At 70.9% G+C, this 15,321-nt stretch carries 16 protein-coding genes and 1 riboswitch; of the genes, 8 read left to right on the top strand and 8 right to left on the bottom strand.

Annotated features, from left to right (window positions below; genetic code table 11):
- The first annotated feature begins 85 nt into the window (after positions 1-85).
- A riboswitch (SAM riboswitch) is annotated at positions 86-238 on the top strand.
- A 16-nt stretch (positions 239-254) separates the two neighbouring features.
- The 5 genes from thrC to ACIBM5_RS41260 all read left to right on the top strand — a co-directional run bounded on the left by thrC (position 255) and on the right by ACIBM5_RS41260 (position 5,309).
- A complete protein-coding gene (gene thrC, locus ACIBM5_RS41280; RefSeq protein WP_396011837.1) occupies positions 255-1,529 on the top strand; it encodes a threonine synthase in 1,275 nt (424 codons plus the stop codon).
- Positions 1,526-1,804: a MoaD/ThiS family protein gene (locus ACIBM5_RS41275; RefSeq protein WP_396011836.1), complete on the top strand. Its 279-nt coding sequence runs from the start codon at positions 1,526-1,528 to the stop codon at positions 1,802-1,804. The genes thrC and ACIBM5_RS41275 overlap by 4 nt, the downstream gene beginning before the upstream one ends.
- Before the next feature lie 423 nt (positions 1,805-2,227).
- A complete protein-coding gene (locus ACIBM5_RS41270) occupies positions 2,228-2,431 on the top strand; it encodes a cold-shock protein (protein WP_020557826.1) in 204 nt (67 codons plus the stop codon).
- A 473-nt stretch (positions 2,432-2,904) separates the two neighbouring features.
- The gene (gene groL, locus ACIBM5_RS41265) at positions 2,905-4,533 is read left to right on the top strand and encodes a chaperonin GroEL (protein WP_391586585.1); all 1,629 of its coding nucleotides are present in this window, start codon (positions 2,905-2,907) and stop codon (positions 4,531-4,533) included.
- A 197-nt stretch (positions 4,534-4,730) separates the two neighbouring features.
- Complete coding sequence (locus ACIBM5_RS41260) at positions 4,731-5,309, top strand: Uma2 family endonuclease (RefSeq protein ID WP_391586584.1); 579 nt, start codon at positions 4,731-4,733, stop codon at positions 5,307-5,309.
- Between the two features lie 191 nt (positions 5,310-5,500).
- Here ACIBM5_RS41260 and ACIBM5_RS41255 read toward each other — a convergent pair whose 3' ends face one another.
- Positions 5,501-5,884: a hypothetical protein gene (locus tag ACIBM5_RS41255; protein WP_391586583.1), complete on the bottom strand. Its 384-nt coding sequence runs from the start codon at positions 5,882-5,884 to the stop codon at positions 5,501-5,503.
- A 45-nt stretch (positions 5,885-5,929) separates the two neighbouring features.
- On the opposite strand from ACIBM5_RS41255, the gene ACIBM5_RS41250 reads away from it, so the two are divergent.
- Positions 5,930-6,199 (top strand): DUF4031 domain-containing protein, encoded by a 270-nt coding sequence (locus ACIBM5_RS41250; protein WP_396011835.1) that lies wholly within the window; start codon positions 5,930-5,932, stop codon positions 6,197-6,199.
- 18 nt (positions 6,200-6,217) lie between these two features.
- Here ACIBM5_RS41250 and ACIBM5_RS41245 read toward each other — a convergent pair whose 3' ends face one another.
- Together ACIBM5_RS41245 and ACIBM5_RS41240 are read right to left on the bottom strand one after the other, a co-directional pair.
- On the bottom strand, positions 6,218-6,880 hold the full coding sequence (locus ACIBM5_RS41245; RefSeq protein WP_391586581.1) for a metal-dependent phosphohydrolase: 663 nt from the start codon (positions 6,878-6,880) through the stop codon (positions 6,218-6,220).
- A 117-nt stretch (positions 6,881-6,997) separates the two neighbouring features.
- Complete coding sequence (locus ACIBM5_RS41240) at positions 6,998-9,115, bottom strand: HelD family protein (protein ID WP_396011834.1); 2,118 nt, start codon at positions 9,113-9,115, stop codon at positions 6,998-7,000.
- 327 nt (positions 9,116-9,442) lie between these two features.
- Between ACIBM5_RS41240 and ACIBM5_RS41235 the strand changes: the two genes are divergently transcribed.
- A complete protein-coding gene (locus tag ACIBM5_RS41235; protein ID WP_396011833.1) occupies positions 9,443-10,762 on the top strand; it encodes a M14 family metallocarboxypeptidase in 1,320 nt (439 codons plus the stop codon).
- Positions 10,763-10,822: 60 nt separating this feature from the next.
- Here the strand turns inward: ACIBM5_RS41235 and otsB are convergent, their stop codons facing one another.
- From otsB to ACIBM5_RS41220, 3 genes are read right to left on the bottom strand one after another with little or no spacing between them, the layout of a single operon-like run.
- On the bottom strand, positions 10,823-11,677 hold the full coding sequence (gene otsB / locus ACIBM5_RS41230; RefSeq protein ID WP_396011832.1) for a trehalose-phosphatase: 855 nt from the start codon (positions 11,675-11,677) through the stop codon (positions 10,823-10,825).
- A gap of 10 nt (positions 11,678-11,687) precedes the next feature.
- A complete protein-coding gene (locus ACIBM5_RS41225; protein WP_396011831.1) occupies positions 11,688-12,380 on the bottom strand; it encodes a LytR C-terminal domain-containing protein in 693 nt (230 codons plus the stop codon).
- A gap of 12 nt (positions 12,381-12,392) precedes the next feature.
- Complete coding sequence (locus ACIBM5_RS41220; protein ID WP_396011830.1) at positions 12,393-12,728, bottom strand: DUF3263 domain-containing protein; 336 nt, start codon at positions 12,726-12,728, stop codon at positions 12,393-12,395.
- A 158-nt stretch (positions 12,729-12,886) separates the two neighbouring features.
- Between ACIBM5_RS41220 and ACIBM5_RS41215 the strand changes: the two genes are divergently transcribed.
- Complete coding sequence (locus ACIBM5_RS41215) at positions 12,887-13,231, top strand: cupin domain-containing protein (protein WP_391586575.1); 345 nt, start codon at positions 12,887-12,889, stop codon at positions 13,229-13,231.
- A gap of 120 nt (positions 13,232-13,351) precedes the next feature.
- On the opposite strand, the gene ACIBM5_RS41210 is transcribed toward ACIBM5_RS41215, so the two are convergent.
- Both ACIBM5_RS41210 and ACIBM5_RS41205 read right to left on the bottom strand, forming a co-directional pair.
- Positions 13,352-14,284 (bottom strand): carbohydrate ABC transporter permease, encoded by a 933-nt coding sequence (locus ACIBM5_RS41210; RefSeq protein WP_396011829.1) that lies wholly within the window; start codon positions 14,282-14,284, stop codon positions 13,352-13,354.
- Complete coding sequence (locus ACIBM5_RS41205; RefSeq protein WP_020557696.1) at positions 14,281-15,192, bottom strand: carbohydrate ABC transporter permease; 912 nt, start codon at positions 15,190-15,192, stop codon at positions 14,281-14,283. The genes ACIBM5_RS41210 and ACIBM5_RS41205 overlap by 4 nt, the downstream gene beginning before the upstream one ends.
- Between the last annotated feature and the right edge of the window lie 129 nt (positions 15,193-15,321).

The following is a 15,321-nucleotide window of genomic DNA, read 5'->3' as shown; positions in this document are numbered from 1 at the left end:
CGTCGTCACCGGATACGACGATCGCACGTCGAGCCGGACAAACGCGGACCGGCCACCCGGCGACGGGTGTGTCCACCGCCATAGCAGCTCATCCAGAGGGGCAGAGGGAACGGCCCGTTGAAGCCCCGGCAACCATCCGATCGTCATTCCTCGTGACGCGCTTTCGGCGCGAGCGAGCACCGGCGGATCGGACAGGTGCCAAGTCCGGCCCGTGGGACCCCACGGGTAAAGATGAGGACAGAAAGGCCCTCGCCATGGCGACACCCACCGCCACCCGCTCCACCAGCGCCACCTCCACCTCCTTCGGTCCGGCCGTCGCGCTGTCGTGTCGCGAGTGCGGCGAACGCACCGAACTCGGCCCGAAGTACGCCTGCGAGTCCTGTTTCGGCCCGCTCGAGGTCGCCTACGACTTCGGCACCGTCACGCGAGAGCAGATCGAGGCCGGCCCGCAGAACATCTGGCGCTACGCACCGCTCCTGCCGGTCGCCGCGGACGTCGCGTCCCGGCCCAACCTGAACCCCGGTTTCACCAAGCTCGTCCGGGCCGAGAACCTGGGCCGCGAGCTGGGCATCGCGAACCTGCACGTCAAGGACGACTCGGGCAACCCGACGCACTCCTTCAAGGACCGCGTGGTCGCGATCGCCGTCGAGGCCGCACGCACCTTCGGCTTCACCACCCTCTCCTGCTCCTCCACCGGCAACCTGGCCGGCGCGGTGGGCGCCGCCGCCGCTCGGGCGGGCCTGCGCAGCTGCGTGTTCATCCCGGCCGACCTGGAGGCCGGCAAGGTCGTCACGGCGGCCGTCTACGGCGGCGAGCTGGTCGCCATCGAGGGCACCTACGACGAGGTCAACCGGTTCTGCTCGGAGCTGATCGGCGACCCGGCCGGCGAGGACTGGGGCTTCGTCAACGTGAACCTGCGGCCGTACTACGGCGAGGGTTCCAAGACGCTGGCCTACGAGATCGCCGAACAGCTCGGCTGGCGGCTGCCCGAGCAGATCGTCATCCCGATCGCGTCCGGTTCGCAGCTGACCAAGATCGACAAGGGCTTCCGCGAGCTGATCGCACTGGGCCTGGTCGAGGACGCGCCGTACAGGATCTTCGGCGCGCAGGCCACCGGGTGCTCCCCGGTGGCGGCGGCGTGGAAGGCCGGTCAGGACGTGATCCGCCCGGTGCGACCGGACACGATCGCCAAGTCGCTCGCGATCGGCAACCCGGCCGACGGCCCGTACGTGCTGGACGTGTGCAAGCGCACCGGCGGCGCGGTGGAGGACGTGACCGACGCCGAGGTCGTCGAGGCGATGAAGCTGCTGGCCCGCACCGAGGGCATCTTCGGCGAGACCGCCGGTGGCGTGACCGTCGGCTGCCTGCGCAAACTGCTCGCGTCCGGCGCGCTGGACCCGGATGCCGAGACGGTCGTGCTCAACACGGGTGACGGCCTCAAGACGTTGGACGCGGTCACGCCGACCACCGGCGCCACCGCGACCATTCGACCCACTCTGGATTCCTTCCGAAAGGCCGGCCTGGCATGAGCGTCAACGTTCGCATCCCGACGATCCTGCGCACCTACACGGGCGGGGCGGCCGAGGTGTCCGTCGAGGGGACGACCCTCGCCGAGGTCCTGGATGCCTTGGAAAAGGATCACACCGGAATTCGCGCGCGCATCCTCGACGACGAGGGCAAGCTGCGTCGCTTTGTGAATCTGTACGTGGACGACGAGGACGTGCGCTTCGCGGACGGTCTCGCCACGGCCACCCCCGACAAGGGCACCGTTTCGATCATCCCGGCGGTCGCGGGCGGTTGCTGACGCGATAGGCCGACGGTCCCGATCTTCATCGACTCGGGCACGAAACGGAACCGAGAAATCCGCCGCCCGGAGCACCGGGCGGCGGATTTCTTCGTCACCCGGAGAGGGTGATCGTTACACGTGTTTAACCGGGTCCATTTCCCGGCTTTGGCGGCGACGCGTCGGTAAACCCGTGGTCGGGATCACACCCGTTATGTGCGGAAGGTCGCTTTCCTGACGAATTGAAATACGGCTTTCCTGGTGACTCGCGAAGAATGCGGTCTTTATTCACTCGGGAATTCTCGTCCGATTGACCTGTTGCTCCGGGCATCCGTCCGGATACATTCAGCCGCGGTCGTAGCGGAAGGCCGGGTCCTTCTGGATACGAACCCGGAGCTGCGGCGTGCAGTATCCGTGAAAGGGCCAGTAACAGGGGAGTTAGGAATGGCTCAGGGCGCCGTCAAGTGGTTCAACGCGGAGAAGGGGTACGGCTTCATCGCGGTCGACGGTGGTGCGGACGTTTTCGTCCACTACAGCGCGATCCAGATGGACGGGTACCGGACGCTCGAGGAGGGGCAGCGAGTCGAGTTCGAGATCTCGCAGGGGCAGAAGGGGCCGCAGGCCGACATGGTCCGCGTCACCGCCTGAACCAGGGGGCAATCCGCTCCTCTGCTTGAAACGGTCCACACCACGGACTGCACGACACACCGCAGCACACATCTTGTCCGATCCTTCGATTCCCACCGATCCCTTGCCGGATCGTCGAATCGGGTCGATCGGTGACCGGGGCCCGGCCTTCCCGCCACGCGGGGGCCGGGCCCCGGTCGTTGCGCGTCCGGCCCCGGGACCGCCCGCGGCCCGTCGTCTCCGGTGCGGCCCACCCCACGTGCGACACACGCGGGCGTGCACGCGGACGGGTCGAGACCTCCCGTTGCGCTTGCACTCGGCATGGTCGAGTGCTAATCATTGGCGTTAGCACTCTGGATGTGAGAGTGACAGAAACGGACCGGGCCGGTGAGGCTCGGCACCCGTGAGGGAGGGATCCTCGCGGTGGTCGGGTCGTCCGTCGCGGGCGCCAGTGCGGTCCGGCACTCACCCCCGTTCTGGGAGGACTTCACCACATGGCCAAGATCATCGCGTTCAACGAGGAAGCGCGCCGCGGCCTCGAGCGCGGGATGAACCAGCTCGCCGACGCCGTCAAGGTCACGCTGGGCCCCAAGGGCCGCAACGTCGTGCTCGAGAAGAAGTGGGGTGCGCCCACCATCACCAACGATGGTGTGAGCATCGCCAAGGAGATCGAGCTCGAGGACCCGTACGAGAAGATCGGTGCCGAGCTGGTCAAGGAGGTCGCGAAGAAGACGGACGACGTCGCCGGTGACGGTACGACGACCGCGACCGTCCTCGCCCAGGCGCTCGTTCGCGAGGGCCTGCGCAACGTGGCCGCCGGCGCGAACCCGATGGCCCTCAAGCGTGGCATCGAGAAGGCCGTCGAGGCCGTCTCCGAGCAGCTGCTCGCGCTCGCCAAGGACGTCGAGACGAAGGAGCAGATCGCCTCCACCGCCTCGATCTCCGCCGCTGACCCCCTGATCGGCGAGATGATCGCCGAGGCCATGGACAAGGTCGGCAAGGAAGGCGTCATCACCGTCGAGGAGAGCAACACCTTCGGTCTCGAGCTCGAGCTCACCGAGGGCATGCGCTTCGACAAGGGCTACATCTCGCCGTACTTCGCGACCGACATGGAGCGCATGGAGGCCGTCCTCGAAGACGCCTACGTGCTCATCGTCAACTCGAAGATCACCTCGGTGAAGGACCTCCTCCCGCTGCTGGAGAAGGTCATGCAGTCGGGCAAGCCGCTCATGATCATCTCCGAGGACGTCGAGGGCGAGGCCCTGGCCACGCTCGTCGTCAACAAGATCCGCGGCACCTTCAAGTCCGTCGCCGTCAAGGCTCCGGGCTTCGGCGACCGTCGCAAGGCCATGCTCGGCGACATCGCCATCCTCACCGGTGGCCAGGTCATCTCCGAGGAGGTCGGCCTCAAGCTCGACACCGCGGGTCTCGAACTCCTCGGCCGCGCCCGCAAGGTCGTCGTCACCAAGGACGAGACCACCATCGTCGACGGCGCCGGTGACTCGGACCAGGTCGCGGGTCGGGTCAACCAGATCCGCGCCGAGATCGAGAACTCGGACTCGGACTACGACCGCGAGAAGCTCCAGGAGCGCCTCGCGAAGCTGGCCGGCGGCGTGGCCGTGATCAAGGCCGGTGCCGCGACCGAGGTCGAGCTCAAGGAGCGCAAGCACCGCATCGAGGACGCGGTGCGCAACGCGAAGGCCGCCGTCGAGGAGGGCATCGTCGCCGGTGGTGGCGTGGCCCTGCTCCAGGCGTCCACCATCGCGTTCGACAAGCTCGAGCTGGACGGCGACGAGGCCACCGGCGCGAACATCGTGCGCCTGGCCGTCGAGGCCCCGCTCAAGCAGATCGCGGTCAACGCCGGCCTCGAGGGCGGCGTGGTTGTGGAGAAGGTGCGCAACCTGACCCCGGGTCACGGCCTCAACGCCGCGACCGGCGAGTACGTGGACCTCATCGCCGAGGGCATCATCGACCCGGCGAAGGTCACCCGTTCCGCGCTGCAGAACGCCGCGTCGATCGCCGCGCTGTTCCTGACCACCGAGGCCGTCATCGCCGACAAGCCGGAGAAGAACGCCGCTCCGGCCGGCGGCGGCGCCCCGGACATGGGCGGCATGGACTTCTGATCCACTGAGGATCGGTGGTCCCGGCCCACGGTCGGTTGTTTTACGAAAGAGGCGGTCCCCTTCGGGGGCCGCCTCTTTCGCGTTTCCGCGTGTTCGAGCCGTGTTCGCTCGTTCGAGTGGCGATGGCGACTTACCCTGAAACGGTCTCCGGGCGGCCGTAGCGTCGTTCTCGTACGACATGGATCGAGGTGGGCGAGGTGGACGAGTTGACCGCACCCGTGATCGAAGTGACCACCGCCTGGCGCGACATCGTGACCATGTGGAAGGAATTGGAGGCGCCCGAAGGCTGGCGCGCCGAGTTCGACGGAGAGAACATCACGATGTCGCCGCCTCCGGGACACAGGCACGAATTGATCGCGGACGACCTCCATTGGCAGCTGCGCCGGGCCGCCCCCGAAGGATGCGGTGTCTTTCAGCATCTCGGGGTGGAGATCATGTCGGTCGGCCGGCTGTGTATTCCCGACCTGGTGGTGGTGGCACGGGAAGACGTCGCCACGCCGACTCCGGCGGATCGGGTTCTTCTCGTCGCCGAGATCACCTCCCCGAGCAACGCGGACACCGATCGTGTCGACAAGCTGCGGGCATACGCACACGGGCCGATTCCGCTCTACCTGCTCGTCGATCGCTGGGACAAGGACGGCCCGGCGGCGACGTTGTACTCCGAGCCGGACGGCAAGGTCTACCAGCGCATCCAGCGCGTCGATTTCGGCGGATCGGTCGCCGTCCCCGGGCCCTTCGGTATCGAACTGGACACCTCGGACTTTCCCTCGCGGTAATACGGCGGAGAGGTCTTCGGACCCGCGCGCCGCCGACGCCGAGGAGCAGCGGCGCGCCGAGCGCACGCTGGACAACGCCGGCGCCCACCCGGTGGCGCCGGCCCCCGGAGCACTCGCACGCCGGTGTCACGGTGGGTCGGGCCGAGAGCGGGCGGTTGGTCGGTGCCTCCGATGGGTGGCGAACGGCCGATCTACGCGTCGTTGACCGCACGTTCGTTCGGCGGCTGAGTCGGGGCGAGGCCGCCGAGCGGGGCGATCACCTCGGCGTCGCGTTCGCAGACCCAGTGCGGGTCCTCCCCGAGCTCGGGTTCGAGGTAGAGCGGGTGGTCGTCGTGCCGCGGGCACGGCGGCCACACCGTGCCCTGCTCGGTCAGTGCCTCCTGGACGTCCTGCCCGATCAGTCCGGGGACGTATGCGGCGCCGTCGGGCCACTGCTCGACCCACCACTTGCGCTCGACCAGGGCGTGCTCGACCACGGTCACGGTCTCGGGGGTCTCGACGCCGTGCGTGCGCAGATCGGCCAGGACCAGGGCGCGGGCGGTCAACAGGGCGGCGTCGGTCGGATCCTTGCTCATGGTCCACAAGTGTGCGTGATCGCGACGTATACGAGAATCGAGCGTGTGGCTCTCCTCATCGATCCCCCGGCCTGGCCCGGACGCGGGCGACTGTGGTCGCACCTCGTCAGCGACGTCTCGCATGCCGAGCTGCACGCGTTCGCCCGCGCGCTCGGCGCGCCGGAACGTGCGTTCGATCGGGATCACTACGACGTCCCGGCCGACCTGTACGCGCAGGCACTGGCCCAGGGGGCCGAGCCGGTCTCCAGCCGGGAACTGGTCGTCCGGCTGACCGAGGCGGGCCTGCGCCGGCGCAAGCGGTACCGACCGCGCTGACGGTCGGCGGCGGGTCGGTCAGGACTGCTGGCGCGGGATGGTGCCCTCCAGCCGCTCCAGCTCGGCGCGCATGTTGTAGCGGGCCGCCTCCTCGTACCGGGCCGCGCCCAGTCGGGTGTGGAACAGCCGGGGCAGCGACATCAGGTCGCGCAGCACCGCGGCGCGGGCGGCCCGGAACGCCTCGTCCGGGACGAACGCGTACTCCTCGCGGACTGCCGCCGTGTACGCCTCGTAGCGCTCGCGGTCGGCGGCCAGGATGGCCAGGTCCGCATCGCACAACACGTGCGCGTTGTGGTCGGACTCGCCGGGCGCGTGCTCGGCGGTCACCCGGACCAGGCGCACCGTCTCGGCGACCAGGGCCGGCGCCACGCCCGCCTCGCGCAGGCCGCGTTCGGCCAGCCGCGCGCTGCGCTCCTCGTTGTCGGCCCGGGCCGGGTCGTAGACCGCGTCGTGGAACCACGCGGCGAGCATGACCGCGTCGGCGTCGTCGGCCTCGTAGGCCAGCTCCCCGATCAGGTCGAGCACGGTGCGCAGATGGTCGGTGTCGTGATAGCGGCGGTGCGGCTCGGCATAGCGCGCCAGCAGGCTCTCGACGACGGCGCCGGCCTCGGCGTGCTCACCGACGAGCCGGGCCCACTGGTCCCGCAGCGTCACGGTCGCGGACTCCTGGATGCGTTCCACCCGGCCAGCATGGCAGAACGAGCGAGCGAAGCCGACCACCAACCGTTCCGACACACGCGGTTCACTCGTATCGGATGCCGATCGCACGCCCAATCACCTGCCGGGATCGCCCACCGATCAGCCGGTGCCCACCGATGCCGTCAGCGGCTCCGGAAGCGGGCGGGCGTGCAGCACGACCAGCCCGGAGACCGCGCGGGTGAGCACCACATAGAGCCGGCGCAGTCCCTGGGTCTCGGCGTCGACGATCTCGGCCGGTTCGGCGACCGCGACGTGGTCGAACTCCAGACCCTTGGCCAGCGACGCGGGCACCACGCTGATCCGGGCCTGTTCGCCGTCGCCGTCCGCGCCCAGGACCCGATGCGCGACGGCGCCCGCCCGCAGTGCGGCGGCCACCTCGGCCACCCGCGCGTCGGCGCAGATCAGGCCGATCGAGCCCTCGTGGTCGAGCAGTTCGACGGCCGCCTCGGCGGATCGCGCGGCCAGTTCGTCGGCCGCGACCGCACGCAGTTCCAGTGCGCCCGCCGCCTGGCGGACCGAGGACGCGGGCACCAGGCCCGGTGCGATCAGCGGCAACAACCGACTGGCGAACTCCAGGATCTGCAGCGGCACTCGGAAGCCCCGGGTCAGCTCTTCGATCCTGGCCCCCTCGTGTCCCAGATGCCGCAACGTTTGTTGCCAGCCGGGGGTGGCCCACGGCGTGGTGCCCTGCGCGATGTCGCCGAGCACCGTGGCCGAACCGGTGGAGCAGCGCCGACCCACCGCACGCAACTGCATCGGGGACAGATCCTGCGCCTCGTCGATCACCACGTGCCCGTAGCCGCCGGTGCGGTGGAGCAGGTCGGCGGTCTCGTCCACGAGCACCGCGTCGGCCACGGTCCAGCGGGCGGATCCCACCCCGCGCGGCGGCGTGGCCCAGCCGATCGCGGCCTGTTCCTCGGCGCTCAGCACGCCGTCCGCGCACGCGGCCCGGAAGTCGGCGTCGCCCAGCAGCCGGAACACCAGCTTGAGCGGGTCCACCGCCGGCCAGATCGCGTCCACCGCCGCCTTCACCGGCCGGCTGCGCGCGACCGCGTCCTGGACCCGGTCGTCCGGGGACTCGCCGCGCTCCTCCATCTTGGTCAGCAGCGCGTGTGCGATGCGCTGCCGGAGCATGTCGCGAGCCGCGCCGTAGCGCACGTCGCGCGTGCGCAGCGCGGCGACCAGTTCCTCGACCTCGTACACCGCGAGCCGCCAGGTGCGCGAGTCGCGGACCACGACCACCGACTCGGTGGGTGCGCGCAGTCCCGACCACACCGCGCGGCGCAGCACCTCGGCCATCCGCGCGTCGCCCTTGATCGTGCCGGACACCGCCTCGTCCGGCGCCCGGACCTTGATCTTGGAGGTGCGGGTGACCAGGTCCTCGACGGTGGTCTGGCCGACCTCGATCTCGCCGAGCGCGGGCAGCACCTGCTGGATGTAGTCGAGGAAGGACCGGTTCGGGCCGACCACCAGGGTGCCGGTGCGGGCGAGGCGGTCCCGGTAGGCGTACAGCAGCCAGGCCACGCGGTGCAGGCCGACGGCGGTCTTGCCGGTGCCGGGCGCGCCCTGCACGCACAGCGTGTGGCCCAGGTCCGAGCGCACGATCTCGTCCTGCTCGGGCTGGATGGTCGCCACGATGTCGCGCATCGGGCCCACGCGCGGGCGTTCGATCTCCGCGGCGAGGATGCCGCCGACGGTGTCGGTCTCGTTCGGGTCGGTCAGGTGCTCGTCCTCGAACGCGGTCAGCTCGCCGGCCGTCCAGCCGAAGCGGCGGCGCAGTTCGACGCCGAGCGGCTCGTCCCGGTTGGCCCGGTAGAACGCGCGGGACAGCGGCGCGCGCCAGTCCACCACCATCGGGTCGCCGAGTTCGTCGTGCACGTGTCGGCGGCCGATCCAGAAGGATTCGACGGGCTTGCTCGGGTCGGCGCTCACCTCGACCGGTTCGACTCCCTCGACGCCGTCGGCGAACCGGCCGTCGACCCGGCCGAAGAACAGCGGTGAGCCGGCGTGGTCGGCCAGTGCGGCGATGCGCTTGGCGATCAGGTGCTGGGCGGTCTCGTTGGCGACGGCGGTGGCACCGACGTCGCGCAGGTCGAGCGCCTCGGTCTCCTCGCGCATCCGGCGCAGGGCGGCGCGGGAGGCGTCCAGGTAGGCGCGTTCGACGGCGAGCGCGTCGGAAGCGGGCAGGGCGGGGCCGGTGGTGGCGGGCGCGGACATGTTTCTCCGGTTCGTGGCGGCGACAAATCGGAGCCCGGCCGTGTGCGATGCCACGTCCTGGTGCGCCCCTGCGGAGGGCACGGGCCGATTGCCCGAAGGCGGCGGCCCGCGCGGCCCACCGGTGCCGGGCGCCGAGGACGGTTCCCGATCACTGCACTGGGTGGGACAGCGGAATCAGCGAGCCTAGGCGAGTCCGGCTCTGCCATCAACTCCCTTTGCCGGGCCATGCTCGGTTGCCGGCGGGCCGGCCGGAGGGGCGCGAACGGCCCGACGGGTCGGCCATCGTGGTGCGACGGTCGTGGCGAACAAGGGGACGGTGGTTCGGGGATGAGGGTGTGGGCGACGCGGACGGTGCTCGCGATGGCGCTGGTGGCCGGAGTCGCGCTCGCACCGGCCCCGGCGGGCGGTGGGCGCGGCGGGCGGGTGTCGACCGGATTCGAGCGGCGCGGCGGCACGGTCTGGACGACCGTGGCCGAGGAGCGGGACTACCTGCGCGACCTGGTCGCAGCGGCGCCGGGCCCGGAGCGGGCCGGGTGGGGAGCCGCGCGGGTCACGGTGACCCGGGTCGGCACGAGCGCGCGTGGCCGGGCCGTGGACCTGATCACCGTGGCCGGCGCACGGTCGGTGCCCGAGCCGGTCCGGGTGTTGTTCGTCTGTGGCCAGCACGGCGACGAGCCGGCCGGTCGGGAGGCGTGCCTGAAGCTGGTCCGGGATCTGGCCGCGGACCGCTCGCCGGCGGGACGCCGACTGCTGGAGCGGGTCACCGTGCTGGTGCTGGCCACGCCGAACCCGGACGGATCGGCGGCGGGCACGCGCGCGACCGCCGAGGGGGTGGACCTCAACCGGGACCATGTGGCGGTGAATTCGCCCGAGGCGCGGGCGATCCGCCGGGTGTTGCGCGAGGCGCGCCCGCACATCGTGCACGACCTGCACGAGTTCACCGTGCCGGCGGACACCGCTGCCCCGCCGGCCCTGTACCTGTGGCCGCGCAATCTCAATGTGGCTCCCGAACTGCGTTCCCTGGCAATCGAGTTGGCGCGTGATCGGATCGGCACGGCGCTGCCTGCGGCGGGCTGGGCGGCGGGCGTGTACGGGGAGGACGGCACCACCCGACAACTCGGCGGCGACGGGGACGAACGGCTGCTGCGCAACGCGGCCGCTCTGGACCACGCGGTGGCGGTGCTGGTCGAGGTCGGCACCCGACCCGTCTCGGCGCTCGAACGCGCGGACCCGGGTCTGCTGGGCCGGCGCCGGGTGGCCGCGCATCTGGTGGCCGCGCAGGCCACGCTGCGGATGGCCGCCGAGCGTGGGGACGCGATCACCGCGGCGGTGCGCACGTCCCGGGAGCGGGCCGAGGCCGGTGGCGAAGTGGTGTACTTCGACGGGGCCGACAACGTCCCGGCGGGCCGCGGCGCGGTCGGGCCGATGCCGTGTGCGTATCGGCTGACGCCGGACCTGTACGCAAGCGCCCGGGCCGTGCTGGCCGAGCACGGTGTCCGGGTGCAGCCCGACCTGCGGGTGCCGACGGCGCAACCGGCGGGTGTGATGGCCGCGTTGCTGCTGGACCCGCGGGCCCGCTTCGCGGTCGCGATGGCGACCACCGAGCCGTGTGCGGGCACTTCGGCGCCGCATGCCGACGCGTTGTGAGCGGGCGTTCGGGCCCACCGATCCGAGTGCGGGTGCGATGTCCGTCGGGACGAACCGGAGCTACCGGGCCGGTTCCACGTGGTCGGCGAGGGCAGTGAGCAGGTCGGCGATGCCCTCCGGGCCGGCGACGACCAGGTCGGCGCGTTCGGCGAGGGCGTGCACTTCGGCCGAGCCGCTGCACACGGTGACGCCGGCGGTGCCCTGGTCGCGCAGTCCCTCGACGGCTTCGAACGCGGCGAGGTCGCCGAGGTCGTCGCCGGCGAACAGGACCGAGCCGGCCCGCTTCTCGGCCAGGAAGCCGGTCAGTGCGCGGCCCTTGTCCATCCCGCGCGGGCGCAGTTCGAGCACGTAGCGGCCGGGCTCGACGGCCAGGTCGTGCCGCGCCGCGAGGTCGTCGAGCGGGTCGCGCAGCAGCGCGAAGGCGGCGTCCGGGTCCGGTGCGCGGCGGGTGTGCACGGCGAGCGCGCTGCCCTTGTCCTCGATCCGGGTGGTGTCCCACAGGTCGAGCTTTCGGAGCAGGCCGGGCAGGGCGAGGCGCACCTCGTGCACCCCGCGCGGCGGCTCGGGCGCGCTGATCCGGTCGGTCGCCGCGTCCCAGCGCTCCAGGCCGTAGTGGCCGAGCACGACGAGGTGTTCGAGCCCGGGCACGCCGCGAAAGCGGCCGTACTCGACGGCGACCGCCGCCGGGCGGCCGGTCACGATCACCACCGCGGCCAGGTGCGGGGTCAGGCGGGTCAGTGCGGCCACCGCGCGCGGGTCCGCGCGCGCCTGCTCCGGGCGATCGACGATGGGGGCGAGGGTGCCGTCGAAGTCGAGCGCGACGACGGCTCGGGCCGGCTCACCGAGCAACGCGGCGAGGCCCGTTCTGCCGGCCGGCGTGGTGGGTGCGGGCAGCGTGGACCGGTTCGTGGACATGCCGTCCAACCTACCCAGTGGTCAGCGAACCGAGCAGGCGATCCGCCAGCGGGACCACCTGGTCGTCGACCACGATCACGGTGAGCCGGTGCCGCGGAATGCCGGCGAAGGTCGGCTTGATCCGGCCGATCCCGGGCAGCGCGGCGGCCAGCGCGCGGGCCTGCTTCTCCTGCCCGACGGGGTGGTAGACGGTGGTGGCCGGGACCGAGCCGCGGAACACGTCGGTGCCGGTGACCTCCCAGCCCGCCGCCTCCAGCCGCCGGGCCATGCGCTCGGCGAGCGCGGGCACCTTGCTCTGATCGAGCAGCACCACCTTGCCGTGCGCTCCCCGAGGCACCGCGGGCCCCCGGGCGGGCGGCACCGGGCGGGCGGAGCCGGCCGGTGCCGCGGCCGGCGCCGGCCCGGACGTGTGCCGGGCCCGGTCCGCGGCCACCCGGGAGGCGGGCTCGTCCCGGCCGATGGCGAGCACACCGGCCACGACGCAGATCGCCAGCAGCGCGGCCACCGGGATCAGGCCGCGCCGCGAGCGGGCCCGCGCGGGTGCCGCGTCGGAGCGCAGGCCGGCGATCAGGTCACGCTCGGGCGCCGCGGAGTCCGGCTCCGGGTCGGCCTCCTCGGCCCACGCGTCCTCGTTGGTCCAGATCAGACCGTACCGACCGAAGCCGGGGAACACGTCGTACTCGTCCCTGCGGCGCGGGAACATCGGGGCCGCCGCTCAGTGCCCGGAACGGCGCACGGTGGACCGGGCCTGTTGCCGGGCCTCGCGCAGCCGCCGCAGCCGCTGGACCAGCATCGGATCGTGCTCCAGGGCCTCCGGTCGGTCGAGCAGGGTGTTCAGCACCTGGAAGTAACGGGTCGCGGAGAAGCCGAAACGATCGCGCACGGCGCGTTCCTTCGCGCCGGCGTGCTTCCACCACTGGCGCTCGAATTCGAGGATGTCCCGATCCCGGTCGGAGAGCCCGCCCGCGGGCACCGCTTCCGGCGAGGTCGGCGCGCCGGCCTGCCCGGGAATCACGGGCGCCTCGGGCCGCGCGTCGTGTTCCTCGCCCATCGCTCACCCCTTCGGTACCTCGCCGGGCCCGTCGACCCGCTTTCGGCATTGTGCCCGCCCGTGCCGACGGACCACCGCACCGGCACGATGATTCGCCGGAAAAGCCCATGAATCACCCGAGGGAGGGGGGCACCGGAGAGACCTATATGCTCCGCCGCATGTCTACTTTTGCCGTCCATATCCCCGCCGCCGAGCTCGAAGCCGACCCGCTCGACCCGGCGCAGATCGTCTCCGGCACGCCCGAGGTCTCGGGCAAGGTCCTGTGGGAGTCCGAGGACGGCAAGCAGATCCGCGGCATCTGGCAGATCACCCCGGGCGTGGTGACCGACACCGAGGCCAACGAGCTGTTCGTGGTCGTCTCCGGCCGGGCCACGATCGAGATCCGCGGCGGCGCGACGATCGAGGTCGGCCCGGGCGACGCGTGCGTGCTCCAGGAGGGCGACGAGACGGTGTGGACGGTGCACGAGACGCTGCGCAAGGCGTACCACATCACCCTGCCGTAGCACCGCGACCGGCGACGGGGCAGGCGTCGCCCGGCGCCGCACCGGCCGCCGGATCCGCACGCGGCGAAGCCCACAGGCCCCGAGACCTGTGGGCTTCGCGCTTCCCGGAGTCGGTCGGACCTACTTGACCGATCCGGCGGTCAGGCCGGACACGACGTGCTTCTCGATGTAGGCGAACAGGATCACCACGGGCACGATGGCCACGACGGATCCGGCGAACAGGTACTGCCATTCGACGCGGTAGGCGCCGAGGAAGCTGTTGATGCCGACCGTGAGGGGTTGCTTGTCCGGTGTGGTCACCAGCACCAGCGCGACGGTGAACTCGTTCCACGCGGCGATGAAGGTGAAGATCACCGCCGTGACGATGCCGGGCATCGCCAGCGGCAGGGTGACCCGACGCAGTGCCCCGAGACGGGAGGCACCGTCGATCATCGCGGCCTCCTCCAGCTCGACCGGGATCGCGCTGAAGTAGGCGGTCAGGATCCACACCGAGAAGGCCAGGTTGAACGCGCCGTTGACGAGCACGAGCGCCCAGTACGAGTCGAGCAGGTCCAGGATGTAGAACTCCCGGTACAACCCGACCAGCAGCGACGTCGGCTGGAACATCTGGGTGACCAGCACGAGCAGCAGGAACACGCCCCGGCCGCGGAAGCGTTTGCGGGCGGTGTAGTAGGCCGCGGGCAGCGAGACCACCAGCACGAGCAGCGTGGACATGCCCGCGACCAGCAGCGAGACCTTGAGGTTGTCGCCGAGCGTGGACTTGTCCCACACGTCGACGAAGTTGGCCCACTCGAACTTCGACGGCACGTAGCCGTCGCTGGTCAGTTCGTCCTTGGGGCGCAGGGCGGTGATCGCCATCTCGATGTACGGCAGGACGAAGACGATCGCGATCACCCAGGCGAGCGCGCCGAACCACAGCTGCTTGTGGCTGTACTTCGAGCCCCCGAGCACGGACTTCCCGCGTCCGGGTCGCTTCCCGCCGCCGGGGGCGCCCGCGGGCTGCTTCGCGGCGCCGGTACCCGGCTTGCGGCCGGCGGCGGTGCTCGTGCTCATCGGTCGGTCTCCTTGTTACGGCTGACAACGAGGAAGAACGCGACCAGGATGATGATCATCGCGAAGTTGGCCACCGACATCGCGGCGCTCTCCCCGATGTCGGACGCCTTGAGCTGGTACATGAACACCGTGGTCGTCGCGGTCTCGTAGCCCGGACCGCCGTTGGTCATCGCCCAGATGATCGGGAACGAGTTGAAGACGTTGATCAGGTTGATCACCACCGCGACCAGGATCGCGGGCTTGAGCAGCGGCAGCGTGATCGACAGGTAGGTGCGCCACGTGGACGCGCCGTCGATCTTGGCCGCCTCGTACACCTCGCCGGGTACCGTCTGGAGCCCGGCGAGCAGCGTGTACGTGGTGAACGGGAGCGAGACGAAGACCGCGACCGCCATCATCCACGGCATCGCCGTGGAGGGCCTGCCCAGCCAGTCCTTGCCCGCGTCCATCAGGTGCAGGTCGACCATGAGCGTGTTGATCGCACCGTGGGTCTCGTGCAGCATCCACTTGAAGACGACGGCGGTCATGAACACCGAGGCCGCCCACGGCACGATCATCGCCCAGCGGGCGAACCGCCGGCCGGGGAAGTGCTGGTTGAACAGTTGTGCCAGGAACAGCGACAACACGAGCGTGATCGCGACGACCACCAGCACCCACACCACGGTGTTCCACAGCACGGCCACGAAGTCCGGCTCGTCGAACAGCTTCTTGTAGTTGTCGGTGCCGTTGGATCCCACCACGATGCCGGTGCGGCGGATGCGCTGGAACGAACTCCAGACCATCACGACCACGGGCCACAGGACCACGACACCGATGAGGAGGACGGCCGGGCCGATCCACGGCAGCGGGGCCAGCGCCTTCTTGACTCTGGTGACGACGGTAGGCGCTCTGCGTACGGCGGTTTCGGCCACGGGGCCGTCCTCCTCCTTCGGTGCTCGGACGTATCTGTGGTGCGTCAGCTCTTCTGCTGCGCGACCGCCGCTTCGGCTTCCTTCTGGAGCTGGTCCAGCACGTCCTTGGGCGACTTGCCGGAGACCGCG

Origin of the sequence: Embleya sp. NPDC050493, from assembly GCF_044458105.1 — a bacterium.
In the GTDB taxonomy this organism is placed as follows: Bacteria; Actinomycetota; Actinomycetes; order Streptomycetales; family Streptomycetaceae; genus Embleya.
The sequence above is the reverse complement of the archived record's forward strand: the minus strand, read 5'-3'. Positions and strand labels throughout refer to the sequence as shown.

Excerpts from the sequence above, each read along its gene's own strand:
- ACIBM5_RS41240 (WP_396011834.1), bottom strand. The coding sequence starts at position 9,115 with ATGTCCGCGCCCGCCACCACCGGCCCCGCCCTGCCCGCTTCCGACGCG.
- ACIBM5_RS41275 (WP_396011836.1), top strand. The coding sequence starts at position 1,526 with ATGAGCGTCAACGTTCGCATCCCGACGATCCTGCGCACCTACACGGGC.
- ACIBM5_RS41235 (WP_396011833.1), top strand. The coding sequence starts at position 9,443 with ATGAGGGTGTGGGCGACGCGGACGGTGCTCGCGATGGCGCTGGTGGCC.
- groL (WP_391586585.1), top strand. The coding sequence starts at position 2,905 with ATGGCCAAGATCATCGCGTTCAACGAGGAAGCGCGCCGCGGCCTCGAG.
- thrC (WP_396011837.1), top strand. The coding sequence starts at position 255 with ATGGCGACACCCACCGCCACCCGCTCCACCAGCGCCACCTCCACCTCC.
- ACIBM5_RS41225 (WP_396011831.1), bottom strand. The coding sequence starts at position 12,380 with ATGTTCCCGCGCCGCAGGGACGAGTACGACGTGTTCCCCGGCTTCGGT.
- ACIBM5_RS41220 (WP_396011830.1), bottom strand. The coding sequence starts at position 12,728 with ATGGGCGAGGAACACGACGCGCGGCCCGAGGCGCCCGTGATTCCCGGG.
- ACIBM5_RS41270 (WP_020557826.1), top strand. The coding sequence starts at position 2,228 with ATGGCTCAGGGCGCCGTCAAGTGGTTCAACGCGGAGAAGGGGTACGGC.
- ACIBM5_RS41210 (WP_396011829.1), bottom strand. The coding sequence starts at position 14,284 with ATGAGCACGAGCACCGCCGCCGGCCGCAAGCCGGGTACCGGCGCCGCG.
- ACIBM5_RS41255 (WP_391586583.1), bottom strand. The coding sequence starts at position 5,884 with ATGAGCAAGGATCCGACCGACGCCGCCCTGTTGACCGCCCGCGCCCTG.
- ACIBM5_RS41215 (WP_391586575.1), top strand. The coding sequence starts at position 12,887 with ATGTCTACTTTTGCCGTCCATATCCCCGCCGCCGAGCTCGAAGCCGAC.
- otsB (WP_396011832.1), bottom strand. The coding sequence starts at position 11,677 with ATGTCCACGAACCGGTCCACGCTGCCCGCACCCACCACGCCGGCCGGC.